The sequence below is a fragment of the Streptomyces cinereospinus genome (assembly GCF_042430725.1).
Classification (GTDB): Bacteria; Actinomycetota; Actinomycetes; order Streptomycetales; family Streptomycetaceae; genus Streptomyces; species Streptomyces cinereospinus.
Window position 1 is genome coordinate 81,338 of the sequence record NZ_JBHMCY010000004.1, and the last position, 22,880, is coordinate 104,217.

General features: G+C 75.8%; 19 protein-coding genes and 1 pseudogene. 15 read left to right on the forward strand and 5 right to left on the reverse strand.

Going from position 1 to position 22,880, the window contains the following annotated elements; all coding sequences use genetic code 11:
- The first annotated feature begins 131 nt into the window (after positions 1–131).
- The 7 genes from ACFF45_RS03070 (at position 132) to ACFF45_RS03100 (ending at position 8,997) form a co-directional block, all read left to right on the forward strand.
- Positions 132–1,502 (forward strand): cryptochrome/photolyase family protein, encoded by a 1,371-nt coding sequence (locus ACFF45_RS03070; protein ID WP_381341493.1) that lies wholly within the window; start codon positions 132–134, stop codon positions 1,500–1,502.
- A gap of 11 nt (positions 1,503–1,513) precedes the next feature.
- The gene (locus tag ACFF45_RS03075; protein ID WP_381341496.1) at positions 1,514–3,019 is read left to right on the forward strand and encodes a cryptochrome/photolyase family protein; all 1,506 of its coding nucleotides are present in this window, start codon (positions 1,514–1,516) and stop codon (positions 3,017–3,019) included.
- An 83-nt stretch (positions 3,020–3,102) separates the two neighbouring features.
- Positions 3,103–4,389, forward strand: a complete 1,287-nt coding sequence (locus ACFF45_RS03080; protein ID WP_381341499.1) for a polyprenyl synthetase family protein — start codon at positions 3,103–3,105, stop codon at positions 4,387–4,389.
- Positions 4,386–5,924 carry a phytoene desaturase gene (locus tag ACFF45_RS03085; protein ID WP_381341501.1) on the forward strand — a complete coding sequence of 513 codons (1,539 nt, stop codon included), beginning with the start codon at positions 4,386–4,388 and terminating at the stop codon, positions 5,922–5,924. Before ACFF45_RS03080 ends, ACFF45_RS03085 begins: the two co-directional genes overlap by 4 nt.
- Entirely contained in the window at positions 5,921–6,952 is a 1,032-nt protein-coding gene (locus ACFF45_RS03090) for a phytoene/squalene synthase family protein (RefSeq protein ID WP_381341503.1), read from the forward strand. Before ACFF45_RS03085 ends, ACFF45_RS03090 begins: the two co-directional genes overlap by 4 nt.
- Positions 6,949–7,959, forward strand: a complete 1,011-nt coding sequence (locus ACFF45_RS03095) for a Rieske (2Fe-2S) protein (protein WP_381341506.1) — start codon at positions 6,949–6,951, stop codon at positions 7,957–7,959. The genes ACFF45_RS03090 and ACFF45_RS03095 overlap by 4 nt, the downstream gene beginning before the upstream one ends.
- Positions 7,960–7,986: 27 nt before the next feature.
- Entirely contained in the window at positions 7,987–8,997 is a 1,011-nt protein-coding gene (locus tag ACFF45_RS03100) for a MerR family transcriptional regulator (protein ID WP_381341509.1), read from the forward strand.
- Positions 8,998–9,012: 15 nt separating this feature from the next.
- Here the strand turns inward: ACFF45_RS03100 and ACFF45_RS03105 are convergent, their stop codons facing one another.
- Positions 9,013–9,474: an RrF2 family transcriptional regulator gene (locus tag ACFF45_RS03105; RefSeq protein ID WP_381341510.1), complete on the reverse strand. Its 462-nt coding sequence runs from the start codon at positions 9,472–9,474 to the stop codon at positions 9,013–9,015.
- A gap of 429 nt (positions 9,475–9,903) precedes the next feature.
- Between ACFF45_RS03105 and ACFF45_RS03110 the strand changes: the two genes are divergently transcribed.
- The 3 genes from ACFF45_RS03110 to ACFF45_RS03120 are packed head-to-tail and all read left to right on the forward strand — an operon-like array spanning position 9,904 to position 13,101.
- A complete protein-coding gene (locus ACFF45_RS03110; RefSeq protein WP_381341513.1) occupies positions 9,904–10,485 on the forward strand; it encodes a toxin-antitoxin system, toxin component family protein in 582 nt (193 codons plus the stop codon).
- Entirely contained in the window at positions 10,482–11,714 is a 1,233-nt protein-coding gene (locus tag ACFF45_RS03115) for an MAB_1171c family putative transporter (RefSeq protein ID WP_381341516.1), read from the forward strand. Before ACFF45_RS03110 ends, ACFF45_RS03115 begins: the two co-directional genes overlap by 4 nt.
- Positions 11,707–13,101 (forward strand): FAD-dependent oxidoreductase, encoded by a 1,395-nt coding sequence (locus tag ACFF45_RS03120; RefSeq protein WP_381341518.1) that lies wholly within the window; start codon positions 11,707–11,709, stop codon positions 13,099–13,101. The genes ACFF45_RS03115 and ACFF45_RS03120 overlap by 8 nt, the downstream gene beginning before the upstream one ends.
- A gap of 88 nt (positions 13,102–13,189) precedes the next feature.
- Here ACFF45_RS03120 and ACFF45_RS03125 read toward each other — a convergent pair whose 3' ends face one another.
- Positions 13,190–13,345, reverse strand: coding sequence for a hypothetical protein (locus tag ACFF45_RS03125; protein WP_381341521.1), 156 nt, complete (start codon positions 13,343–13,345; stop codon positions 13,190–13,192).
- 423 nt (positions 13,346–13,768) lie between these two features.
- On the opposite strand from ACFF45_RS03125, the gene ACFF45_RS03130 reads away from it, so the two are divergent.
- Positions 13,769–14,185 carry a hypothetical protein gene (locus ACFF45_RS03130; protein WP_381341523.1) on the forward strand — a complete coding sequence of 139 codons (417 nt, stop codon included), beginning with the start codon at positions 13,769–13,771 and terminating at the stop codon, positions 14,183–14,185.
- An 81-nt stretch (positions 14,186–14,266) separates the two neighbouring features.
- Positions 14,267–15,691, forward strand: a complete 1,425-nt coding sequence (locus ACFF45_RS03135; RefSeq protein ID WP_381341525.1) for a VanZ family protein — start codon at positions 14,267–14,269, stop codon at positions 15,689–15,691.
- Between the two features lie 133 nt (positions 15,692–15,824).
- Here the strand turns inward: ACFF45_RS03135 and ACFF45_RS03140 are convergent.
- Positions 15,825–16,672: pseudogene (locus ACFF45_RS03140) on the reverse strand (SMP-30/gluconolactonase/LRE family protein).
- Positions 16,669–17,442, reverse strand: coding sequence for an IclR family transcriptional regulator (locus tag ACFF45_RS03145; RefSeq protein WP_381341528.1), 774 nt, complete (start codon positions 17,440–17,442; stop codon positions 16,669–16,671). The pseudogene ACFF45_RS03140 and the gene ACFF45_RS03145 overlap by 4 nt, the downstream one beginning before the upstream one ends.
- Positions 17,443–18,179: 737 nt before the next feature.
- Here ACFF45_RS03145 and ACFF45_RS03150 point away from each other — a divergent pair.
- Positions 18,180–18,785: a hypothetical protein gene (locus ACFF45_RS03150; RefSeq protein ID WP_381341531.1), complete on the forward strand. Its 606-nt coding sequence runs from the start codon at positions 18,180–18,182 to the stop codon at positions 18,783–18,785.
- 42 nt (positions 18,786–18,827) lie between these two features.
- Here the strand turns inward: ACFF45_RS03150 and ACFF45_RS03155 are convergent, their stop codons facing one another.
- Entirely contained in the window at positions 18,828–19,700 is an 873-nt protein-coding gene (locus ACFF45_RS03155) for an ATP-grasp domain-containing protein (protein ID WP_381341534.1), read from the reverse strand.
- Positions 19,701–19,986: 286 nt separating this feature from the next.
- On the opposite strand from ACFF45_RS03155, the gene ACFF45_RS03160 reads away from it, so the two are divergent.
- Positions 19,987–21,435 (forward strand): acyl-CoA synthetase, encoded by a 1,449-nt coding sequence (locus tag ACFF45_RS03160; protein ID WP_381341537.1) that lies wholly within the window; start codon positions 19,987–19,989, stop codon positions 21,433–21,435.
- Positions 21,428–22,783 carry a carboxyl transferase domain-containing protein gene (locus ACFF45_RS03165; protein ID WP_381341540.1) on the forward strand — a complete coding sequence of 452 codons (1,356 nt, stop codon included), beginning with the start codon at positions 21,428–21,430 and terminating at the stop codon, positions 22,781–22,783. Before ACFF45_RS03160 ends, ACFF45_RS03165 begins: the two co-directional genes overlap by 8 nt.
- The last annotated feature ends 97 nt before the right edge of the window (positions 22,784–22,880 follow it).

The following is a 22,880-nucleotide window of genomic DNA, read 5'->3' on the forward strand; positions in this document are numbered from 1 at the left end:
CCGACGCCGCATCCGGTCGGGCGCCCGGCGTGGAAGTAATCCCAGAGGCACCGACACGAAGGATCGCTCTCCCCTGCCCCGCCGCGCCGGCCGCGCGCCGCGTCCCCCGCTTCCGCCACTGGAGCACGTCCATGAACGTATCCGTCGTCCTGTTCACCGCCGACCTGCGGCTGCACGACCATCCGCCGCTGCGTGCCGCGCTGGACGGCTCCCGGCAGGTGGTCCCCCTGTTCGTCCACGACAGCGGCGTGGCGGACGCCGGGTTCGCGGTGCCGAACCGGGCGGCCTTCCTGGCCGACTGCCTCGGCGACCTGGACGCGGGGCTGCGGGCCCGGGGCGGACGGCTGGTGGTGCGCTCCGGCGACGTCGTGCGGGAGGTCCGCGCGGTGGCCGCCGAGACCGACGCCGACGAGGTGCACATGGCGTCCGACGTCAGCGCCTACGCGCACCGCCGCGAGGAGCGCCTGCGCGCCGCGCTGGAGGCCGAGGGCCGGCGGCTGCACGTGCACGACACGGTCACGACGGCCGTGGCGCCCGGCGCGGTCACCCCGGCCGGCTCCGGCCACTTCGCCGTCTTCACGCCGTACTTCCGCCGGTGGTCGCAGCAGAGGCTGCGCCCGCCGCTCGACGCGCCGCGCTCGGTGGACGTCCCCGGGGGCGTCGGCTCCGAGCCGCCGCCCGCCCGGCGCGCGGTCACGGGCATCTCCCCGGGGCTGGCGCGCGGCGGCGAGACGGACGGGCGCAAGCGGCTGACGGCCTGGCTGGACGGGGCCGTCGGCGACTACGCGGACCGCCACGACGACCTGGCCGGCGACGCCACCTCCCGGCTCTCGCCGCACCTGCACTTCGGCACCCTCTCCCCCGTCGAGATCGTCCACCGGGCCCGCCGGGCGGGCGGCGCCGGGGCCGACGCCTTCGTGCGGCAGCTGGCCTGGCGGGACTTCCACCGCCAGGTGCTGGCCGCCCGGCCCGACGCGGCCGGCGCCGACTACCGCGGCCACGACGACCGCTGGCGCCGCGAGCCGGAGGCCCACGACGAGATCGAGGCCTGGCGCGAGGGCCGCACCGGCTACCCGGTGGTGGACGCCGCGATGCGGCAGCTGCGCCACGAGGGCTGGATGCACAACCGCGGCCGGCTGCTGACCGCGTCGTTCCTGGCCAAGACGCTGTACGTGGACTGGCGCGTGGGCGCCGCCCACTTCCTGTCCCTCCTGGTCGACGGCGACCTCGCCAACAACCAGCTCAACTGGCAGTGGGTGGCCGGCACCGGCACCGACAGCCGGCCCAACCGGGTGCTCAACCCGGTCCTCCAGGGCAGGCGCTACGACCCCGACGGGGCGTACGTGCGGCGCTGGGTGCCCGAACTGGCGGAGGTGCCGGGGCCCGCCGTGCACGAGCCGTGGAAGCTGGGGCCGGAGCGCGCCGCGCTCGACTACCCGGAGCCCCTGGTCGACCTCGCCGAAGGGCTGGCCCGGTTCCGCCGGGCCCGCGAGCGCGGCTGAGGGGCACGGCCGTGACCGCCGCGCACTGGCTGTTCGGGGACCAGCTCGGACCGCACTTCCTGGCGCCCGGCGACGGCGGGCCCGCCCGCTCCGCGCCGGTCGTGATGATCGAGGCCCGGTCCGTCTTCCGGCGCCGCCGCTTCCACCGCGCCAAGGCGCACCTGGTGCTCTCCGCGATGCGGCACCGGGCCGCCGAACTCGGCGACCGGGTCCGCTACGTGCGCGCCGAGACCTACCGGGAGGGGCTGCGCGAGGCCGTCGGCGACGGCGAGGTGACGGTGCACCACCCGACCTCCCGGGCCGCGCTGCGCCTGGTCTCCTCCCTCGCTGGGGTCTCCCTGCTGCCGGCCCGCGGCTTCCTGGTGCCGCACGACGACTTCCTGGCGTGGGCCGGCGGCCGGGAGGGGCGGCGGCTGCTCCAGGAGGACTTCTACCACTGGGTGCGGCGCGGCCACGGGCTCCTGATGGACGGCGACCGGCCGGCGGGCGGCCGGTGGAATTACGACCACGACAACCGCCGGCCGCCGCCGCGCGGCGCGCGCACCCTGGGAGCCCCCGCGCCCTACCGGCCCCGCGAGGACGGCATCGACGACGAGGTACGGCGTGACCTGGACCGCTGGGAACGCCACGAGGGCATCTCCTTCGTCGGCCGCGACGGCCCGCGCCTCTTCCCCGCCTCCCGCCGGGAGGCGCTCGCCGCGCTCCGCCGGTTCGCCGGCCACCGGCTGGCCGGCTTCGGGCCGTACGAGGACGCGATGCTCGCCGAGGACCGGGTACTCAGCCACAGCCTGCTCTCGTCGTCGCTCAACCTCGGCCTGCTCGACCCGGCCGAGTGCGTGGAGCGGGCCGAGGCGGCCTGGCGGGCGGGCAGCGCGCCCGTGAACAGCGTGGAGGGGTTCGTCCGGCAGATCGCGGGCTGGCGCGAGTACGTGTGGCACCTGTACTGGTACTTCGGCGAGGAGTACCGGTACGGCAACGCCCTGGGGCACCATGCGCCGCTGCCCGGCTGGTTCCTCGAACTCGACGCCGACGCGGTCGCCGCGCGGTGCCTGTCCACCGCCCTGGCGCAGGTCCGCGACACCGGCTGGACCCACCACATCCAGCGGCTGATGGTGCTCGGCAGCCACGCCCTCCAGCGCGGCTGGGACCCCCGGGCGGTGACCGACTGGTTCCACCGCTGCTTCGTGGACGGGTACGACTGGGTGATGCTGCCCAACGTCGTCGGCATGTCGCAGTACGCCGACGGCGGCCGGATGACGACCAAGCCCTACACCTCCGGCGGGGCCTACGTGCACCGCATGAGCGATCTGTGCGGCGGCTGCGCCTACCGGCCCACCGAGCGCGTCGGCGAGCGGGCCTGCCCGTACACCGCCGGCTACTGGGCCTTCCTGCACCGGCAGCGGGCCCGGCTGGCGGACAACCCGCGCATGCGGCGGGCCGTGCAGGGCCTGGACCGGCTGCCGGACCTGGCCGAGGTCGTACGCCAGGAGGAGCGGCGCGGTGACGCCCCGCCGTGACGCCCCCCGTTTGGCGCATCCGTTCGGGCCGCCGGCGCGGAAGGCATGGACACAGTGCCGTGCCACCGAGGAGAGGACCCGGCATGCGTGCCAGCCACCCCACGGACCGCTGCGCCGACGCGGCGGCCCGCGCCCCGCACCGGGCGCAGCCGCCCGACCGGCCCCACGTCGAGGCGACACCCCACCCGGCCGGGGCCCCGGGCCCCGCCGCGGACGGATGGCGGCTGGACGCCGTCGACCGGGACGCCGGCGCCGCCGTCGGGCGGGTGCTCCAGCAGACCCTGGCCGACAACCTCGCCCGCGCCGCCGCGCTGGACCCGCTCTTCGCCCGCGACGTCGCCGAACGCGTGGCCCGCTTCACCCTGGACGGCGGCAAGCGGTTCCGCTCCCGGCTGCTGTGGTGGACGATGCGCGCCTGCGGCGGGCGGGACGACGCCGCCGCGCGGGCGGCGCTGCGCGTCGGCGCCGCCCTGGAACTCGTCCAGACCTGCGCGCTGGCCCACGACGACGTGATGGACGGCGCGCCGGTGCGCCGCGGGCGGCCCGCCCTGCACGCCTCCGTCGCCGCCCAGTACCGGCGGTCCGCGCCGGACGGGCGGGCCGAACGGCTCGGCGAGGCCACCGCGATACTCGCCGGGGACCTGGCGCTGGCCTGGGCGGACGACCTGATCGCCGACACCGTGGTGCCGGCGGGCGGCGCCCGCCGGGTGCGGGAGCTGTGGCGGGACATGCGCACCGAGATGGTGGCCGGGCAGTACCTGGACGTCCAGGGGCAGGCCACGCGTTCGCACGCGGTGCCGCAGGCGGTCCGGGCCGCCACGCTCAAGAGCGCCCTGTACTCGGTGGAGCGGCCGATGGCGCTGGGCGCCGCGCTGGCCGGCGCCGACCCGGCCACCACGGCCGCCCTGTCCTCCGCCGGGCGCTGCGTCGGTCTGGCGTTCCAGCTGCGCGACGACGTCGACGACCTGTTCGCCGACCCGGACCGCACCGGCAAGCCGGCCGGCGGCGACCTGCGCAACGGCAAGCCCACCTACCTCTTCACCGTGGCCCGGGCCCGCGCCGACGCGGCCGGCGACCTGCGCGCCCTGGCCGTGCTGGACGGCACGCAGGGCCAGGCGGAGCTGCCGGAGCCGGCACTGGCCGCGGTGCGGGAGGTCCTGGCCGGAACCGGTGCGCGGGCCGCCGTGGAGGAGAAGATCGACGGGCTGGTGCGGTCCGGCCTCCGCCACCTGAGGGGCGCCCGGCTGGAGCCGGCGGCCGCCGGTGAGCTGGAACGGCTGCTGCTGCGCGTGGCGGCCGCGGCCGGGCCGCCTCCCGGCGGGCCGCACGCCGTCGCGCAGGCCGCCGGGACCGAGGGGGCCGGCCGATGACGCGGACCCTGCCCGGGCCCACCGACCACGTGGTGGTCGTCGGCGCCGGCCTCGCCGGCCTGTCGGCCGCCCTGCACCTGCTCGGCGCCGGACGCCGGGTCACCGTCGTGGAGCGCGACGCGCTGCCGGGCGGGCGGGCCGGGCGCCTGACCCGGGCCGGCTACCGGATCGACACCGGCCCCACGGTGCTGACCATGCCGCACCTGGCGGACGAGGCGTTCGCGGCGGTCGGCGAGCGCCTCACCGACCGGGTCGAGCTGATCGAGCTGGCCCCCGCCTACCGCGCGCGGTTCGCCGACGGCAGCTCCCTGGACGTGCACACGGACGGGGCCGCGATGGAGGCCGAGGTGGAGCGGTTCGCCGGCGCGGCGGAGGCCGCCGGCTACCGCCGGCTGCGCCACTGGCTGGAGCGGCTGTACCGGGCCCAGATGCGCCGTTTCATCGACCACAACTTCGACTCGCCGTTCGACCTGATCGGCCCGGACCTGGCCCGGCTCGCCGCGCTGGGCGGCTTCGGCCGGCTGGACGCGGCCATCGGCCGCCATCTGCGCGACGAGCGGCTGCGCCGGGTCTTCTCCTTCCAGGCGCTGTACGCCGGCGTGCCGCCGCGGCGCGCCCTCGCCGCGTACGCGGTGATCGCCTACATGGACACCGTCGCCGGGGTGTACTTCCCGCGCGGCGGCATGCACGCCCTGCCGCAGGCCATGGCGGACGCCGCCGCGGCGGCGGGCGGCACGTTCCGCCACGGCCAGGAGGTGACCCGGCTGGAGCGGCGCGGCAGCCGGGTGACGGCGGTGATCACCGGCGAGGACCGCATCCCCTGCGACGCGGTCGTGCTCACCCCTGACCTGCCCGTGGCCTACCGGCTGCTGGGGCGCGCCCCCCGCCGCCCGGTGCGGCTGACGCACGCGCCGTCGGCCGTCGTCCTGCACGCGGGCACGGACCGCACCTGGCCCCAGCTCGCCCACCACACGCTGTCGTTCGGCGCGCGCTGGCGCCGCACCTTCGACGAACTCACCCGCACCGGCGACCTGATGTCCGACCCGTCCCTGCTGATCACCCGTCCGACCGCGACCGACCCGGGCCTGGCCCCGCCCGGCCGCCACCTGCACTACGTCCTCGCCCCCTGCCCCAACACGGACATCGGGCCGGACGCGGCCGACTGGCGGGAGCTGGCCCCCCGCTACCGCGACCGGATCCTCGCCGAACTGGAACGCCGCGGACTGACCGGGCTGGGCGCGGCCATCGAGGAGGAGTGCCTGGTCACCCCCGCCGACTGGCAGGCGCAGGGGCATGCGGCGGGCACCCCGTTCTCGGCCGCCCACACCTTCCGCCAGACCGGCCCCTTCCGCCCCCGCAACCTGGTGCGCGGCACGGACAACGCCGTCCTCGCCGGCTGCGGCACCACGCCCGGCGTCGGCGTGCCGACGGTGCTGGTGTCCGGCAAGCTCGCCGCCGCCCGCGTCACCGGCGGCACCCCGGCGGCCGCGCGCCGCCGCACCCACGGCCCGACGCTCGAAGGGCGGGCGTCGTGACCGCCCGGGAGCTGGACGCGGCGGGCATCACCGACCCGGGCCTGCGCGCCGCCTACGCCCGGTGCCGCGCCCTGAACGCGCGGCACGGCAAGACCTACTTCCTCGCCACCCGGCTGCTGCCGGTCGAACGCCGGCCGGCCGTGCACGCCCTGTACGGGTTCGCCCGCTGGGCGGACGACATCGTCGACTCGCTGGGGCCCGAGGCCTCGCGCGAGGACCGCGCACGGCGGCTCGGGCTGCTGGGCGACCGGCTGGAGCGCGGGCTCGACGACGGGCACAGCGCCGAGCCCGTCGTGCACGCCCTCGCCGACACCGCCCGCCGCTACGCCATCGACCACCGGCACTTCACGGACTTCATGGCCGCCATGCGCAGCGACCTGCACGTCACGGACTACGCCGACTACGCCGCCCTGCGCGCGTACATGCACGGCTCGGCCGCGGTGATCGGGCTGCAGATGCTGCCCGTGCTCGGCACCGTGGTGCCGCGCGCCGAGGCCGCCCCGCACGCCGCGGCCCTCGGCGTGGCCTTCCAGCTCACCAACTTCCTGCGGGACGTCGGCGAGGACCTCGACCGCGGGCGGGTCTACCTGCCCGCCGACCTGCTCGCCGCGCACGGCGCCGACCGCGAGCTGCTGCTGTGGAGCCGGCGCACCGGACGCGGCGACCGCCGGATCACCGCGGCGCTGCGGGCCGCCGAGGACCTCACGCGCGGCGTCTACCGGGAGGCCGCGCCCGGCATCGCCCTGCTCGACCCGCTGGCCCGGCCCTGCATCCGCACCGCGTTCGTGCTGTACGGGGGAATCCTGGACGCCGTCGCCGAGGACGGCTACGCGGTGGTGCACCGGCGTGCCGTGGTCCCGCTCCGGCGGCGGCTGACGGTGGCCGGCGACGGTCTGCTGCGGGTCCTGCGGGCCCGGACGGCGGCACGGGCCGGCGTGCCGCGCGCGCGGCGGGCCCCCGCCGGTCCGCCGGCCCCCGCCGGTCCGCCGGCCGCCCCCACCGTCACCGTTCCCGAGGAGGCCGGGTGAGCGCCGGCCGGAAGGGCAGGTTCCCGCTGCGGCTGCGCAGGCACCCGGTGGCCTGGACGCGGCAGCGGCCCACCTGGCGGGAGGCCCGGCCCGCCGTGATCGCCGCCGCGCTGAAACGGGCCCAGGCCCGGCCGTCCGGCAACTGGTACGTCGTCGGCGCCACCGCCGACGTCCCCCGTGACCGGCCGCTGGCCCGGACCGTGGCGGGCCGTGAGGTGGTCGTCTGGCGCGACCGCGCGGGCCGGCTGGTGGCCGGGCCGGGCAGCTGCCCGCACCTGGGGGCGCCGCTGGGCGACAGCCCGGTGCGCTGCGGCACCCTGATCTGCCACTGGCACGGCCTGGCCCTGGACGGCTCCGGGAGGGCGGGCTGGGAGCCCCTGCCCGCGCACGACGACGGCGTCCTGGTGTGGGTCCGGCTGGACGACGTGGGCGGCGAGAGCCCGCGCGAGGCCCCCGTGGTGCCCGCCCGGCCCGCGCTCGCCGGCGCCCTGTGCACCGTCTGGACCGGCTTCGGGGTCTGCGAGCCGGAGGACGTGGTCGCCAACCGCCTGGACCCCTGGCACGGCGCCTGGTTCCACCCGTACTCCTTCGTGGACCTCACCGTCCTCGACGCGCCGGGCCCGGCCGGTGCGGGCGCCGACGGCGACGGTTTCGCCGTCGACGTGTCCTTCAAGCTGGCCGGGCGGCTGGTGGTGCCGGTCCGGGCGGTCTTCACCGCGCCGGAGCCGCGCACCGTCGTGATGCGCATCACCGAGGGCGAGGGCGTCGGATCCGTGGTCGAGACGCACGCCACGCCGCTCGGCCCGGACGCCCGGGGCAGGCCGCGCACCGCCGTGACCGAGGCGGTCGTCGCCGCCTCCGACCGCCCGGGCTTCACCGCGGCCCGCGCCCTGGCGCCCGCGCTGCGCCCGCTGGTGCGGGCCGCCGCCGGGCGGCTGTGGCGGGACGACCTGGCGTACGCGGAGCGCCGGTGGCTGCTGCGGTCGACCGGGCGTTTCCCCGGCTGACCCGGCGTCACGCCGTACAGTGTGCGCATGACACGGGAGAGGGAGCCGGTGCCCGGGATGGGCCTGACGACCGGTGCTCTCGCCCGGCGGCTCGGCGTCTCGCCCACCACCCTGCGCTCCTGGGACCGCAGGTACGGCATCGGCACGGCGACACGCACCGAGGGGCGGCACCGCCGGTGGTCCCCGCGGGACGTCGCCGTGCTGGAGGCGATGTGCCGGCTGACGTCCGCCGGGGTCCCGCCCGCGGAGGCCGCGCGGGCCGCCCGCGGCGGCGCCGGCGCCCCCGGCCCCCCGGCCAGGGACCCGGACGGCGGCGCGGACGGGGGTGCGGACGGCGACGGCCGCTCGCGCGCTCCGGGCGCGCTGCCCCTGGGCGACGTGCGCCAGGAGTGCCGCGGCCTCGCCCGGGCCGCCGTCCGGCTGGACGCCCCGGCGGTGGACGACCTGCTGACCGCCGCCGTCGCGCGGCACGGCGTCGTCGGCGCCTGGCAGGACGTGATGATGCCGGTGCTGCACGCGGTGGGCCGCAAGTGGGAGACCTCGGGGGACCGTTACGTCGAGGTCGAGCACCTGCTGTCCTGGCACGTCTCGACCGCGCTGCGCCGGGCCACGCGGCGGGTGGACCCCCCGCCGCCCCGGCCGGAACCGGTGCCCCCGGCCGCCCCCGGCCCGGTGCTGCTGGCCTGTGTGCCGGGCGAGCAGCACACCCTCGCCCTCGAAGCCCTCACCGCCGCCCTGAGCGAACGCGGCGTGCCCACCCGGATGTTCGGGGCGGCCGTGCCGCCGGAGGCGCTCACCACGGCGGTGCGCCGGCTCGGCCCCACCGTCGTCGTCCTGTGGGCGCAGGCCCGCAGCACGGCGAGCACGCCGCTGGCGGCGCACGTCGCCGACACCCACTGGGGCGCCCGGGGCGCCCGCCGCCGCCCGCTGGTCGTCCTCGGCGGCACCGGGTGGGCCGGCGCGGCCCCGGCGGGACTGCCGAGGCCCGGCGGGCTCGGCGAGGCGCTGGAGCTGGTGTCGGGCCCGTACCGGGAGTAGACGGCGGCTCGCCGGTCAGGTCGGGTTCTCCCAGGAGGCCGGCTCCGCCGCCAGGGCGCGCACCGGCTCCGGCAGCGCGTCGGCCGCGATGTCCGCGACCGTGACCCCTTCGAGGATCTTGCGCACGTTCGCCCGCAGGGCGATCCACAGCGGGAGCAGCGGCTCCGCGGAGCCCCGGTAGGACAGTCCGGTGGGCCGCTCGCCGCGCACCGACACGATCGGGCCGTCCACGGTCCGGATGATGTCGGCGACCGTGATCGCCGAGGCCTCGCGCGCCAGCCGGTAGCCGCCGCTCCCGCCGCGCCGGCTGTCGACGATCCCCCCACGCCGCAGGTCGCCGAGGATGCCCTCCAGGAACTTGTGCGGGATGTCCTGCGCGGCGGCGATGGCCTCCGCCTTCACCGGGTCGCCGCCCTGCCTCACGGCGAGTTCCAGTACCGCCCGTACCGCGTAGTCCGCCCGTGCCGAGATCCTCATGCGCCCATTGTGGTCCGGCCGGGAGCCCGCCGTCCCCCCGCGTCGCCGGCCCACCGCGTCGGCGGCCCGCGCGGGCCCGGTGGGCCGTTCCCGCGCCGGACGCCTGCTGGAACGCGATCCGGCCGTCCGGCGCCGGCCGGATCGCGTTCCAGGACAGCGGCTCGGTGGCGTCCTTCACCGCGGGTTCAGGCCAGGTCGTCCCCTGCCCTCACTCGTCGTGACGCTGCCCGGTCGTTCGTCTTTCGGATGCCGCCCGCAACGTCGAACGGGACCGGGTCGTCGAAGGCTGCGCGCGGCCACGGGTCGCGTACGACTTCTGGCAACCGCTGATCGTTTTTGGTTGAACTACGGTCGCGGGATCACATGACGCGGACAGTTCCGGCCGCGTAGTCTCGGACCGCCCGCCGACCGGCGGGGGAAGGGGGCGCGATGGACTTCTCGGCGCTGCGGCCGCGACGGCGCGGCTCCGCCATGCGCGCGCTGGTGGGCGAGCTCGCCGCCGCCCTGCGCGACCGGCCCGCTCCCCCGGCCGACGTACGGGAACTGTGCCGGGCGCTGTGCCGGGCGATGAGCGCGCGGCGCGGCGGACGGCCCGTGGAACTGCGCTTCGAGCGGTTCCCCGACGAGCTCGAAGTGACCGGGCTGTGGGTGGAGTTCCAGGACTTCGACCTCGTCATCGTCGAGGAACGCGCCGAGGCCGTTCAGCAACTGGTCATCCTGGGACACGAGTTGTGGCACATGCACGTCGGGCACGACCATCGGCGCGGCGCCCGGCCGGCCGCCGCGCACCCCCTCGCCGACGCGCCCGGCTGGAAGGGCGGGGCCGTGGCGGTGACCGTGGCCGCCCGCAACGGCTCGCGGCGGCGCGACGAGGCCGAGGCCGACGAGTTCGGGCACCGGCTGGCCGCGCTGTTCCGGCCCGTGCTCACCGGTGGCGACGCGGCCGGCGCCGCACCGGACCCCGTACAGCGGTCGCTGGGGTACCGCGGACGCCGGGGGGCCGCCCGGTGACCGGTGCCGTGCTCGCGGCGGATCCCTCCGGGCTGCTCAGCCGGATGTACATCTCCTTCTGGATCCCCACCGCGGTCCTCACCGCGGCCCTGCTGATCAAGCTGCCCACCATCATCCGGCTCTGGCGCGACCCGCTGCTGCGCGCGGTCGGCGGGCTGCTGCTGCTCGCCTGCGCGGTGTTCGTGTTCGTGACGCCGTCCACCATCGCCTGGACCAACCGCGTCACCGGCGTCCCGAACATCTCGGCGCCCTGGTGCTACTCGCTGCTCACCGCGTTCTGCGCGTCCTGCCTGCTGCTGATCATCGCCTGGCGCAACGGGCTGACCCGGCGCTCGGCCGGGACCCGCCGGGCCATGCGCTGGGTGATCAGTACCTACGCGGCGGTGATCGTCGCGCTGTGGGTGCTGTTCTTCCTCGCCGACGCGCCCGAGGAGCGGCTGCGCGACCTCGACACGTACTACGCCACCACCCCGTTCATGCGCGAGGAGATCCTGCTCTACCTGCTCGCCCACTGCGTGGCCGTGCTGATCACGTCCAAGCTGATCTGGGAGTGGGTGCGCACCGACGGGCTGGACGCCTGGCTGCGCTGGGGACTGAAACTGCTGGGCGCCGGCTACGGCCTGAACCTGATCTTCGACGCGTCCAAGCTGACCGCCGTCGTGGCCCGCTGGACCGGGCACGACGTGGACTGGCTGAGCACCCACCTGGCACCGCCGGTCGCCGCGCTCTCCGCGATCCTGATCGCGGTCGGCTTCATCCTCCCGCACGCCGGCCAGTACCTGCACGACCGCTGGCGGGTGCGGCTCGCCCACCGCGAACTGCGGCCGCTGTACGTGCTGATGCGCGGGGTCAGCGGCTCCGGCGTCCCGGTGGTGCTGCGCGCCACCCCCGAGCTGCGGCTGATCCGCCGCGAGACGTTCATCCGCGACGTGCTGCTGCCGCTGTCCCGGCACCTCGACGAGGAGCTGGGCCGCCGGGCGTACGCGGCGGCGCTCGCCCTCGGCCATCCGCCGGTCCGGGCCAAGGCGCTGGCCGCCGCCGTCGCCGTCCAGGACGCCGTCGAGCGCAAGCGGCGGTCGCCGGAGAGCGACGGCTCCGGCGATCCCGACACCACGGACCTGCTCCAGGAGATCGGCGCCGTGTCCCGGGCCCTCCGCCGTCCCGAAGTCCTCGACGCGGTCCGCGCCCGGGCCGCCGCATCGTCAGAGAGCGTGTCCGTCCATGAGTGAACGCCCCACCACCGCCGTCGTCCTCGGCGGCTCCCTCGCCGGCCTGCTCGCGGCCGGCGCGCTGGCGGAGGTCGCCGACCGGGTCACCGTGGTGGAGCGGGACCCGCTGCCCACCGGGGCGGTTCCGCGCAAGGGGCTGCCGCAGGCGCGGCACGTGCACCAGCTGTGGTCGGGCGGGGTACGGGCGCTGGAGCGGCTGCTGCCCGGGGTGACCGGGGAGCTGACGGCCGCGGGCGCGCACCGCCAGCGGGTCACGACCGACATGGTCGTGCTGTCCCCGCGGGGCTGGTTCCGGCGCTGGGACGAGTCCCACTTCATGCTGCTGTGCAGCCGGGACCTGCTGGACGCGACGGTACGGGCCCGGACGCTGGCCCGCCCCCGGATCGAACTGGCCGACGGTACCGAGGCGCTGGGGCTGTGCGGCACGGACGCGGCGGTCACCGGGGTGCGCGTGCGGCACGCCGACGGGGCCGAGCGGACCCTCCCGGCCGACCTGGTCGTCGACGCCACCGGGCGCGGCTCGCGCACGCCGTGCTGGCTCGCGGAGAGGGGGCTGCCCGAGCCGAAGCGGCGGGAGGTGGACTCCGGTCTGGCCTACGCCAGCCGGACCTACCGGGCGCCCGAGGCGGCCCGGGACGGCTTCCCCGTGGTCAGCGTCCAGCCGGACCCGCGCGCCGGGCAGCCCGGGCGCGGGGGTGTGCTGCTGCCGATCGAGGACGGCCGGTGGCTGGTCACGCTGTACGGCTCCCACGGCGGCGAGCCCCCCACCGACCCGGCCGACTTCGAGCGCTACGCCCGCGCGGAGCTGCGCCACCCGATCCTGGCCGACCTCCTTGAGCAGGCGGAGCCCCTGGGCGACCCGGCCTTCACCCGCACGACGGTCAACCGGCGGCACTACTACGAGCGGATGCCCGCCTGGCCGGCCGGCCTGGTCGTGCTGGGCGACGCGCTCGCCGCCTTCAACCCCGTCTACGGGCACGGCATGTCGGTCGCCGCGCAGAGCGCGGTGGCGCTGCGGGACGCCGTACGGCGGTACGGGTGGGGCGCGCCCGCGCTGGCCCGGCGCGCCCAGCGGGCGGTGGCCCGGCCGGCCGGGTCGGCCTGGGAGCTCGCCGTGGGCCAGGACGTGTTCTACCCGGGGGCCACGCGGAGCGGGCCCACGCTGCGGGAGCGGGCGGTGGCGGCGTACGTGGACCGCCTGATGTACACCGCCACCGGCAACGGCCGCGTGGCCCGCAGGGTGACCGACGTGACGTCCCTGGAGCGCGGCGCGCAGGTGCTGCTGGCGCCGCGCGTGCTGCTGGCGGCCGTCGCCGGACCGCTGAGACCGGCGCTGGGCGCCCCACCGCTGACGACCGAGGAACGCAAGGCGGCGGGGCTGTCCTGAGGTTCATGTCTCCTGAGCGGCGTGTCGCGAGACAGTCGGCGGTGAAGCGCACCCGGGCGCTGCGCCAGTTCGCCGACAGGCGTGCCACTCAGAAAACAGTACCGATCAACCGAGCCAGACCGGCCACGCTGTGGAGCACATAGCGCTCCACGTACCAGGGCTTCAGCAGCGGCACCGTCATGAGCAGTCCACCGGGGAGGAGCAGGAGCGGCAGAGCCGGCGCGGGTACCGCCGAAGTGGCCACCGTGGGCACGCCGGCGGCCGCCGCCTTGCGTGCCAGATACCGAGCGAGAGCCAGCCCGACCGCCGGGACGGCGAAGAAATGCAGCCAGACAGCCAGGCTTCGGCAGCCCAGCCAGCCCAGCTGTTGGGCGGCCTGTCCGGCACCGCTTGCCAGCGGCAGCAGCGCGGCTGGACGGCCGCTTCACCGCAGGACTGCTTTGAGGGGCGCCCAGCGAGAGGCCATCGGACTGGCCTTCCTGGAGATCGCCCGCAAACGCCGCGCCCCTGGGAAAGACCAGCAGCGCGCAGCTAAAAGAAGTCTGCACCTCATCAACGGCCAAAAAGGATCTCCACAGGTGTGATCAGTACGTGATCGTATGTACTCAGCGTTTCGGGTGTGTCACTCCGAGTCGCTCATCATCATGTCCGCACTCAAGGAGCTCTCTTGCGTAACAAGACCAGCGCCCTCCTTCTGGCCAGCGCCATGGCGGCGGGAAGCGTCCTGCTCAGCGCACCTGCGGCCTCGGCCGCCGCCTATTGCTCCAGCGACGGTTACACAGTGACCGGTTTACCCATCGAGCGGTGCACCACGCTGTCCAACGGCGTCCTCGTCCACAAGAAGGACTACAACAACCCGACGCGGATATGGACCACCTACGACAAGACGGGTGGCTCCACCGTCAGCGTGCGCCTTGGTTACACCCTGTCTGGTGGTACCACGTACTCCGGCTACTTCTCCATCAGTTCTGGCCAGACCGTGCAGAGGTCCTGGAGCCGGTCCGGGGCGTTCATGTGCTATAGCAGCACCGGTCTACTGGATTACTCCGGCGGCCACTTCCAGACGCCGGCCGCTCACTGCTGAGACAAGCGGTGGCGAGGGCCCCGTCGTCACCGGCGGGGCCCATCTGCCGGTACCACGCACCCAATCTGCCCAAGGACTCCCGTGTTCACCGCGATCTTCCAAAACCACTTCGGCTATCTGGTCATATGCTCGTTAGTCGCCGTCGCTCTCGGCGGTGCGGCGTGGCTCCTCTCCCACCGCCTCGGCAACCCGAACGGCATGTGGTGGGGAGGACTCACCGCCACCGTCACCGGCGTGCTCGGCGTCACGTTCATGGGCGGCGGCACGGCCACACGCCAGTGTGTCGTCAACCACGACCTCATGGAGCCCTTCCGCGCGACGCAGGGGCTGTGGAACCTGGCCATGACGGTGCCGCTCGGGCTGTTCGCCCTCCTGGCGGTGCGGCGCTTCCCGCCCGTGCTGATCGCAGTGGTGACGCTGCCCCTGGCCATCGAGTTCGCACAGGCATCGGTCAACGGCCTCGGGCGCAGTTGCGACAGCGCTGACGCCGAGATGAACATCCTGGGCGGCCTCGCAGGACTCGTCATCGCCGCGGCGGTGCTGGCGCGACGCGGTGCACTCGACTGGCGTGCCGATGCCAAGGCGTCGACGGTCGCCGCCGTGGTCATCGGAGTCCTCGGCGCCGGCCTGGCGCGTCCCCTGATCGCACTGACCCACGTGGACGGCACGACCTTGGTGGCCGCCGACTCCGGACAGCGCCAGGCCGTCGAGGCCAAAGTCGAGGAGGCGTTCGGGGACCACTACGAGCTGGGCCACATCTACGAGCAGCCTTGCTCGGAAGCGTCCTGCACGACCATCATCTTCAATCTGCTCAGCAAGGACAGGGAACACCCGCAGGCGTTCAGCCCGGGCAGCCTGTCGTGGCCGGACGAAGAACACCTGAACGTACTCCTCGTCGACAGCGACCGTCCCAGTGTCATGGGGTACCCGGTGAAGGGCGCCGGAAAGCCGTCCACGCAGGAAGAGGCGTACGCGATCGCCCAGCAGTACGTGCGCGACCACTACCCTTGGGCCGAAGACGCGTCCGCGCGCGAGACCTACCAGGTGGGCGAGAAGGCACAGCTCGGCTGGATGACCAGTTACCGGTGGGTCCGCAACGACGTGCTGATGCCCCGCATGCTCGACGTCCAGGTGAGCAGGGCAGGCCAGATAGCCCAGGTGGACGTCACTCTCGGCCCGACGCGCGTGGACCCTCCCAAGGCGCGACTCGACGCCGAGCAGGCCGAGGCCGCCGTGATCGACGGCCTGGTCGCCCAGGCACACGCCAATCAGAACGTCAACGTCGACAAGGCACAGATGAAAGCTCAGTATCAGGTCGAGGCGTTCACGCTCAAGGCAGTGAAGCGCGACGGTGCATGGCGAAGCGAGTGGCTCGTCAACGTAACGATGCGCGAAGAGACGCACGAGGCCGACGCGGAGCCGACGGCCGGGGCGGAGATGTGGAGGGTGGATGCTGCCGACGGCCAGGTTTACGACAGTGTGAACATCCCGGTGAACAACAGCTGAACCACCTGGTGACCTGGTCGGCTGTCTGCACGTCCCGGGCGGTCACGGCCGTGCGTCCGACCAGCTCGTGGGGGTCGTCTCCCCCCTGCGGTCGGCCGCGGAGCGGTGGCTGCGATCAGGCCGGCGCCCGGGCTCACAGCGCGCACGCCGGCTGGGGCAGGCCCGTGCCGGCGGCGGGGACCACCAGCAGGGAACCCGACAGCGGCGGCGGCGCCGGCAGGCCGGTGCGGGCCGTGGTGACGTACAGGTCCGTCAGGCCGGCGCCGCCCTGAAGGCACACGCCGTGGGGCGGGGCACCGGCAGGGTGAGGACCCGGTCCAGTACGCCGACCGGCGTGTAGCGGCGCACCGCGCCGCCGTCCCACAGGGCCACCCACACGCAGCCGTCGGCGTCGACGGTGAGGCCGTCGGGGAGGCCCGCGCCCTCCTCGATCTCCGCCAGGGGGCGGCGGCCGGTCACCCGGCCGCCGGCGCAGTCGAAGACGTCGATGCGCCGGGTCGGGGAGTCGACGTAGTACATACGGCGGCCGTCCGGGCTCCAGCCGGTGCCGTTGCTGACCGTCACGTCGTCGAGGACGACCTCCACCGAGCCGTCGGGCGCGATCCGGGACAGCGTGCCGCCGCCCGGTGCCTCGTCGTACCGCATGGTGCCCGCCCACAGCGCGCCGTCCGGCGCCACCGCGGCGTCGTTGGCGCGGCGGCCGGGGACCGGCTCGTGGTGCAGCCAGCGGAAGCCGCCGTCCGGGCCGAGCAGGCCCACCCCGTCCCGCAGGTTCAGCACCAGGCCGCCGTCGGCGCGGGGCTTGGCCGCGCCGACGTGCTGGGGTGTGGTGCGCACCGTGCGGCGGCCGGTGGCCGGGTCGAAGGTGTGCAGGCGGAAGCCGAGGACGTCGATCCAGATTAGGTGCCCGGCGCGGGCGTCCCAGGCCGGGCCCTCGCCCAGCGCCGCCCCGGCGCGCACCGCCACCTCGCAGGCCGTCATGAGGCGCTCCGGTGGCCCAGGCGCTCCGACAGCTCGGCCGCGCCCTTCGCGGCGAGCTGCTCCAGCTCCGTGCGCCGCTCCTCGCTCCAGCGGATCATGGGCACCGAGATGGACAGGGCGGCCACCACCTGGCCGGTGCGGTCGCGCACCGGGGCGGCGACGCAGGAGACGTCCGGGTTGGACTCGCGGCTCTCCACCGCGATGCCCCGCTGCCGGATCACGGTCAGCGCAGCGCGCAGGCAGGCCGGGTCGGTGATGCTGTTCGGCGTCATCGCGGCCAGCGGGGCGCCGTCGGGGACGCGGGCCGCGAGCTCGTGCTCGGGCAGGAAGGCCAGCAGCATCTTGCCCACGGAGGTGCAGTGGGCGGGCAGCCGGCGGCCGGCCGCGGAGACCATGCGGACGGCGTGCGTGGAGTCGACCTTGGCGATGTAGATGACGTCCGTGCCCTCCAGGATCGCCACGTGCACCGTCTCGTCGCAGGTCTCGGCGACGGACCGGGCGACCTGCCGGCCCTCGGCGGCGAGGTCGAGCTGCTCGGCGTAGCGGCTGCCGAGCTGGTACGGGCGCACTCCGAGCCGGTAGCGGCCCGGCCGGCCGGGGACCGGCACGATGTACGACCGGGCGGCGAGCGTGGTGACCAGCTCGTGCACGGTGGTGCGCGGCAGCTGGAGCCGGCGCACGATGTCGGGGGCGGAGAGCGTGCCGTCCCCGTCGAGGAAGAGCTCCAGGATGTCGAGAGCCCGGGTCACGGCGGGTACGAGGCGTCCCACGGCCGGCCCCCTCCCTTGCGTTCTGAGACTTTCGTCTGTGCTTGCGTCGGTGACGTGCTGTGCCGGCCGGCTCCGCCGACCGCACCCTGTGCGTTCGAAATACCAACATGCGGCCGGAATGGCGGACACAGGCTACTCACGGAGCGTTTGCCCGGGCAATGGGCCGGCCCGGTCGGCGGGACACCCCGGCGGGACACCCCACGGAGTGCCGCCCCGGCCGATCTCGCCGCGCGGCCGCCCCGCGCTCAGCACCCATGGCTGGAACGGCTCCAGCGCCTCGGTGTGCTCGGTGCAGAACAGCTTCGGCGCAGAAGCGCACCGGTGCAGAACAGCTTCGGTGCAGACCAGCTTCGGTGCAGACCAGCGCCTCCCCTGCGGGCGGCAGCCGTCACCGGCCGGTCGCCCGCCCGGGCGGGGCGCGGCCCGTTCCGCGCCCGGCGTCCGGGTGGTCCAGGCCGCAGCCGACCGCCCCGGCACGGCCCGCCTGCGGCTGCCGCCCGACGACACCGGCAGCCGGGGCGTGACGTCCCTCGTCCGCGGGAACGTCCACGCCCACGCGATGGACGTCCGCTGCGTCACGCCGGACGAACCGGGCCTGCGGGACATGGGGTCCGTCAAGACCGACGTGGACGGCGGCGAAGTCCCTTTACACGGCCGGATCCGATACGTCAACTCCGTGCTGTTCCTTCCGGGCGGACGGCGCCCGGGAGGGGGCCGTATGGGCGACGATGGTGCGCATGCCGTCCTCCCCAGACACCCCCACCAGCCCCTTCTCCCTCGTCGAGTTCCAGGTGGTCCTGCTGCGCCGCATGGCCGACCACAACGCCGACCTGGTCGAGGACGCCCGCCGCGAACTGGGCGTCTCCGTCATGCGGATGCAGGACGCGAACCGGCGCTGGCAGCTGCTGCTGCGCTCACCGCGCGTCCGCGCCGCCCAGAGCCGGCACCGGGCCATCCTCGGCGCCCCCGAGTGGACGACCTCGCGCCGCGTCGGCGAGCTGGACTGCGAGGCCTGGCAGTGGCCGGTCCCGCTCTGGCCCGACCTGCGCTTCGAGGTGCTGCTCGCCCCGGGCGGCGCGGTCTGGAACGAGCGGCTGGTGCGCGCGCCCGACGCCGAGCCCGCCGAGCTGCACACGGTGGAGGACCTCTGCCCCTGGTCCTGCACGATCGACGACGCGGCCCGCGCCTTCGCCCCCGCCCGCCCCCTGGAGGGCTCGGCCCCGAGCCGCTGGGGCCTCGCCTTCTCCGCCCCGGACGCCGAGGGCCGGCGCCACGAGGTGACGGCCGAGTTCACCTGGGGCCTGCTCCAGCGCACGCTGATCGGCGGCCGGCGCGTGCTGTGACCGGCACCGGGACACCCGGCCGGGAGTCCCGGCACCCGCCGGTCACCCCCCGGCGGCCGCCAGCACCGCCGCCACCACCCGGGGGACGGAGGCGGGGTGCAGGAACAGGAACAGGTTCGGCTCGACCAGCTCCAGTTCCATCACCCGCGGCCGTCCGTCCTCCCCCTCGACCAGGTCGACGCGCGCGTACAGCAGCTCGGGCGCGCCGGGCACGGCGGCCAGCGCCCGCCGGGCGACGGCCAGTTCCGCGTCCGTCGGCTGCCAGACCTCCAGCCCGGGGTGGGCGGCCTTCCGCTCGTCGTACGCCGTCCCGTGCGCCAGCACGGCCCCCTTCCGGCTGGCGTGCAGCAGCCGCCCGCCGAAGAACTGCAACGCCCGCTCCCCGCTGACGTCGATGCCCGTGACGTACGGCTGCACCATCGCGGTGAGGCCCTCGGCGTGCATGCGCCGGACGTGCCGTACGGCGGTGTCCCGCGGGCCGGGTGCGTAGCGGGCGGCGAACCGCGCGCCCGCGCCGGAGGCCGGCTTGACGACGTACTCCCGGTCGGCGGGGAACTCGACCTCCTCGCCCGGCGCGGCGTACCGGGTCGGCACCACGGGCACCCCGGCCGCCGCCAGCTCACCCAGGTACCGCTTGTCGACGTTCCACCGCACCACGTCCGGCGGATTGGCCAGCCGTGTGGCCTTCCCGCAGGCCTCCGCCCACGCCGTGAACTCGGCCACCCGCCAGCTGTAGTCCCAGGTCGACCGGATCACGACGAGGTCGAACGCGCCCCAGTCGACCCCGGCCCGGTCCCACTCGACGGCCACCGCCTCGGCCCCGGCCCGCGTCAACGCCTCCAGCAGCACCGGCAGATCGCGGTCGGTACTGACCTCGGGTCCCGGCCGGCAGGTGACGAGGGCTATACGGGCCACGGCTTCTCTCCATCCTGGTGACGGCCTCCGCGCACGACCTCTTCGCACGCACGTTCTTCGGATCGGCCGCCCCGCAGGCTAACAACCGCCGCCGAGCGGCGAGGATGTCGGGCGGAGCGTGTCTCCCGGCGGCCGATGCTGTACGGAAGGACACGGCCACCGGAGCACACCACAGCCCGACCGACCACAGCCCGACCTGCCACCCACCGACCGCCCACCCGGCGACCACCGACGCCCGGCATCAAACGCCCGACACCCGACACCCGACGCCCAAGGAGTACGACGCGTGCCCCCACTCTTCCCGGCCCTCGGCCACGAACCGGCCGAGCGGCCCGCCCTGACCTTCGGCGACCGCTCCCTGACCTACGCGGAGTTGGCCGCCGCCTCCGGCGCCGTCGCCGAGCGGGTCCGCGCCTTCGCCCGCGTGGCGGTCTGGGCGACCCCGGCCCTGGAGACCGCCGTCGCCACCGTGGGCGCCCTGCTCGCCCAGGTGGCCGCCGTACCGCTCAACCCGAAGTCCGGTGAGGGGGAACTCGGGCACATCCTCGCCGACAGCGCCCCGGACGCCGTCCTGACCGCGCCCGGCGCCGAACTGCCCGCCCCGCTCGCCGCCCTGCCGCGTCTGGACGTCGACGTCCGGGCGGCGGGCCCCGTCCCGGCGGACGACGCCGACGACGACGCCCCCGCGCTGATCGTCTACACCTCCGGCACCACCGGCCCGCCCAAGGGCGCCGTGATCCCCCGCCGCGCGATCGCCGCCACCCTGGACGCGCTCGCCGACGCCTGGCGGTGGACCGGCGACGACGTGCTCGTGCACGGGCTGCCCCTGTTCCACGTGCACGGACTGGTCCTCGGCGTCCTCGGCCCGCTGCGCCGCGGCGGGTCGGTCCGCCACCTCGGCCGGTTCAGCCCCGGGGGCGTGGCCCGGGAGCTCGCCGCCGGCGCGACCGTGCTGTTCGGCGTGCCGACGATGTACCACCGCATCGCCGAGGCGCTCCCCGGCGACCCGGAGCTGGTCGAGGCGCTGGCCGGGGCGCGGCTGCTGGTCTCCGGCTCGGCCGCGCTGCCCGTGCACGACCACGAGCGGATCACGTCCGCCACCGGCCGCCGGGTGGTCGAGCGGTACGGGATGACCGAGACGCTGATGAACACCAGCGTCCGGGTGGACGGCGAGGCCCGCCCCGGCAGCGTCGGCGTCCCGCTGCCCGGTGTGGAGCTGCGGCTGGTGGAGGACGACGGGACGCCCCTGGCGGCGTACGACGGCGAGACCGTGGGCGAGATCCAGGTGCGCGGCCCCAACCTGTTCACCGAGTACCTCAACCGGCCCGACGCCACCGCCGCCGCGTTCACCGCCGACGGCTTCTTCCGCACCGGCGACATGGCGGTGCGCGACCCGGACGGCCAGGTCCGCATCGTCGGCCGCAAGGCCACCGACCTGATCAAGAGCGGCGGCTACAAGATCGGCGCCGGTGAGATCGAGAACGCGCTGCTGGAGCACCCCGGGGTGCGCGAGGCCGCCGTCACCGGTGAGCCCGACCCCGACCTCGGTGAGCGGATCGTCGCCTGGATCGTGCCGGCCGACCCCCAGGCGCCGCCCGGCACCGAGGAACTGGCCGGCCACGTGGCCCGCCGGCTCGCCCCGCACAAGCGGCCCCGGGTCGTGCACCACCTCGACGCGCTGCCCCGCAACGACATGGGGAAGATCATGAAGCGGGCGCTGGGCGGCCATGCCTGAGCGCCGCTCCGCCCGCGCGGCCCTCGCCCTGGTCACCGACGACTTCGCCGAACTGCCCCACCCGGCACGGCCGTCCCGGCCCGACGGCCCGCTGGCCTGGGAGGGCTACGACGCCTCGCGGGCCCGCGCCGCCGACCGCACCGGCGAGGACGAGTCCGTGGTCTGCGGCACCGCCCGCGTCGAGGGCACCGAGGCCGTCCTGATCGCCTTCGAGTTCGGCTTCCTCGGCGGCTCGCTCGGCGAACGCACCGGCGACCGGCTGGAAGCGGCCCACACCCACGCCCGGGCCCACCGGCTGCCGGTCGTCGCGCTGATCGCCACCGGCGGCAGCCGGATGCAGGAGGGCATGGTCGCGCTGAGCCAGCTCCAGCGGGTGGCCCGGCAGTCCGCGCTCACCCGTGCGGCCGGGCTGCCCCAGCTCGCCGTGGTGCGCGACCCCACCACCGGCGGCGGCTGGGCCACCCTCGGCGCCGGTGCCGACGTGATCCTGGCGCTGCCCGGCGCCCAGGTCGGCTTCGCCGGCTCCCGGGTCCGACCGGCCGACGCGGACCCGGCGGCGTACACGGCCGAGGCGCAGGTGGCGGCGGGCGCCGCCGACGCGGTCGTGCCCGAGCAGGAGCTGCGGCCGGTGCTGGGGCGGTGGCTGCGGCTGCTGACCGCCCCGTCCGGCGAACCGGCGCCGCCGCCCCGGCCGCTCGGCGCGACCGCTCCGCCCGCCACCGGCTGGGAGGCGGTGCTGCGTGCCCGCTCCCCGCGACGCCCGCGCGCGGGACGCTACGTGGACGCCTACTTCACCGACCGGGCGGAGATCAGCGGCGACCGGTGCGGCGGCACCGACGACGGGATGCTGTGCGGCTTCGGCACCCACGCGGGCCGCACGGTCGCGTACGCCGCCCAGACCGGGACGGCGACCCGTCCCGCCGGTTACCGGACCGCGGCCCGGCTGATCCGGCTCGCGGACCGGCTGGGCATCCCGGTGCTGACCCTGGTGGACACCCCGGGGGCCGCGAACGACGCGGAGGCGGAGCGGCAGGGCGCGGGGGCGGCGATCGCCGACCTCTTCGGCGCGGTGGCCGCGGCCCGCACCCCGATCACCACGCTGGTGATCGGCGAGGGCGGCTCGGGCGGCGCGCTCGCCCTGGCCGCCCCGGGCAACACGTGGGCCACCCCGGACAGCTACTTCTCCGTCATAGCCCCGGAGCTGGCCGCCGCGATCCTCAAACGGCCGCCGCAGGAGGTGGAGTCGACGGCCGGTCAGCTCCGCCTGCGCCCGCAGGACCTGGCGGAGCTGGGGGTGATCCGGACCGACGGGCGGACGACCCCGGGCACGGAGGGCCGTTGCCGCTGAGCGCGGCGGGATCTGCGCGCGGACCACGGCGGCGCCGCCTCCCCGTCCCAGGGAGGCGGCCCCGCCCGCCTGTCCCTCCGGTTACCCCGCTCGCCGC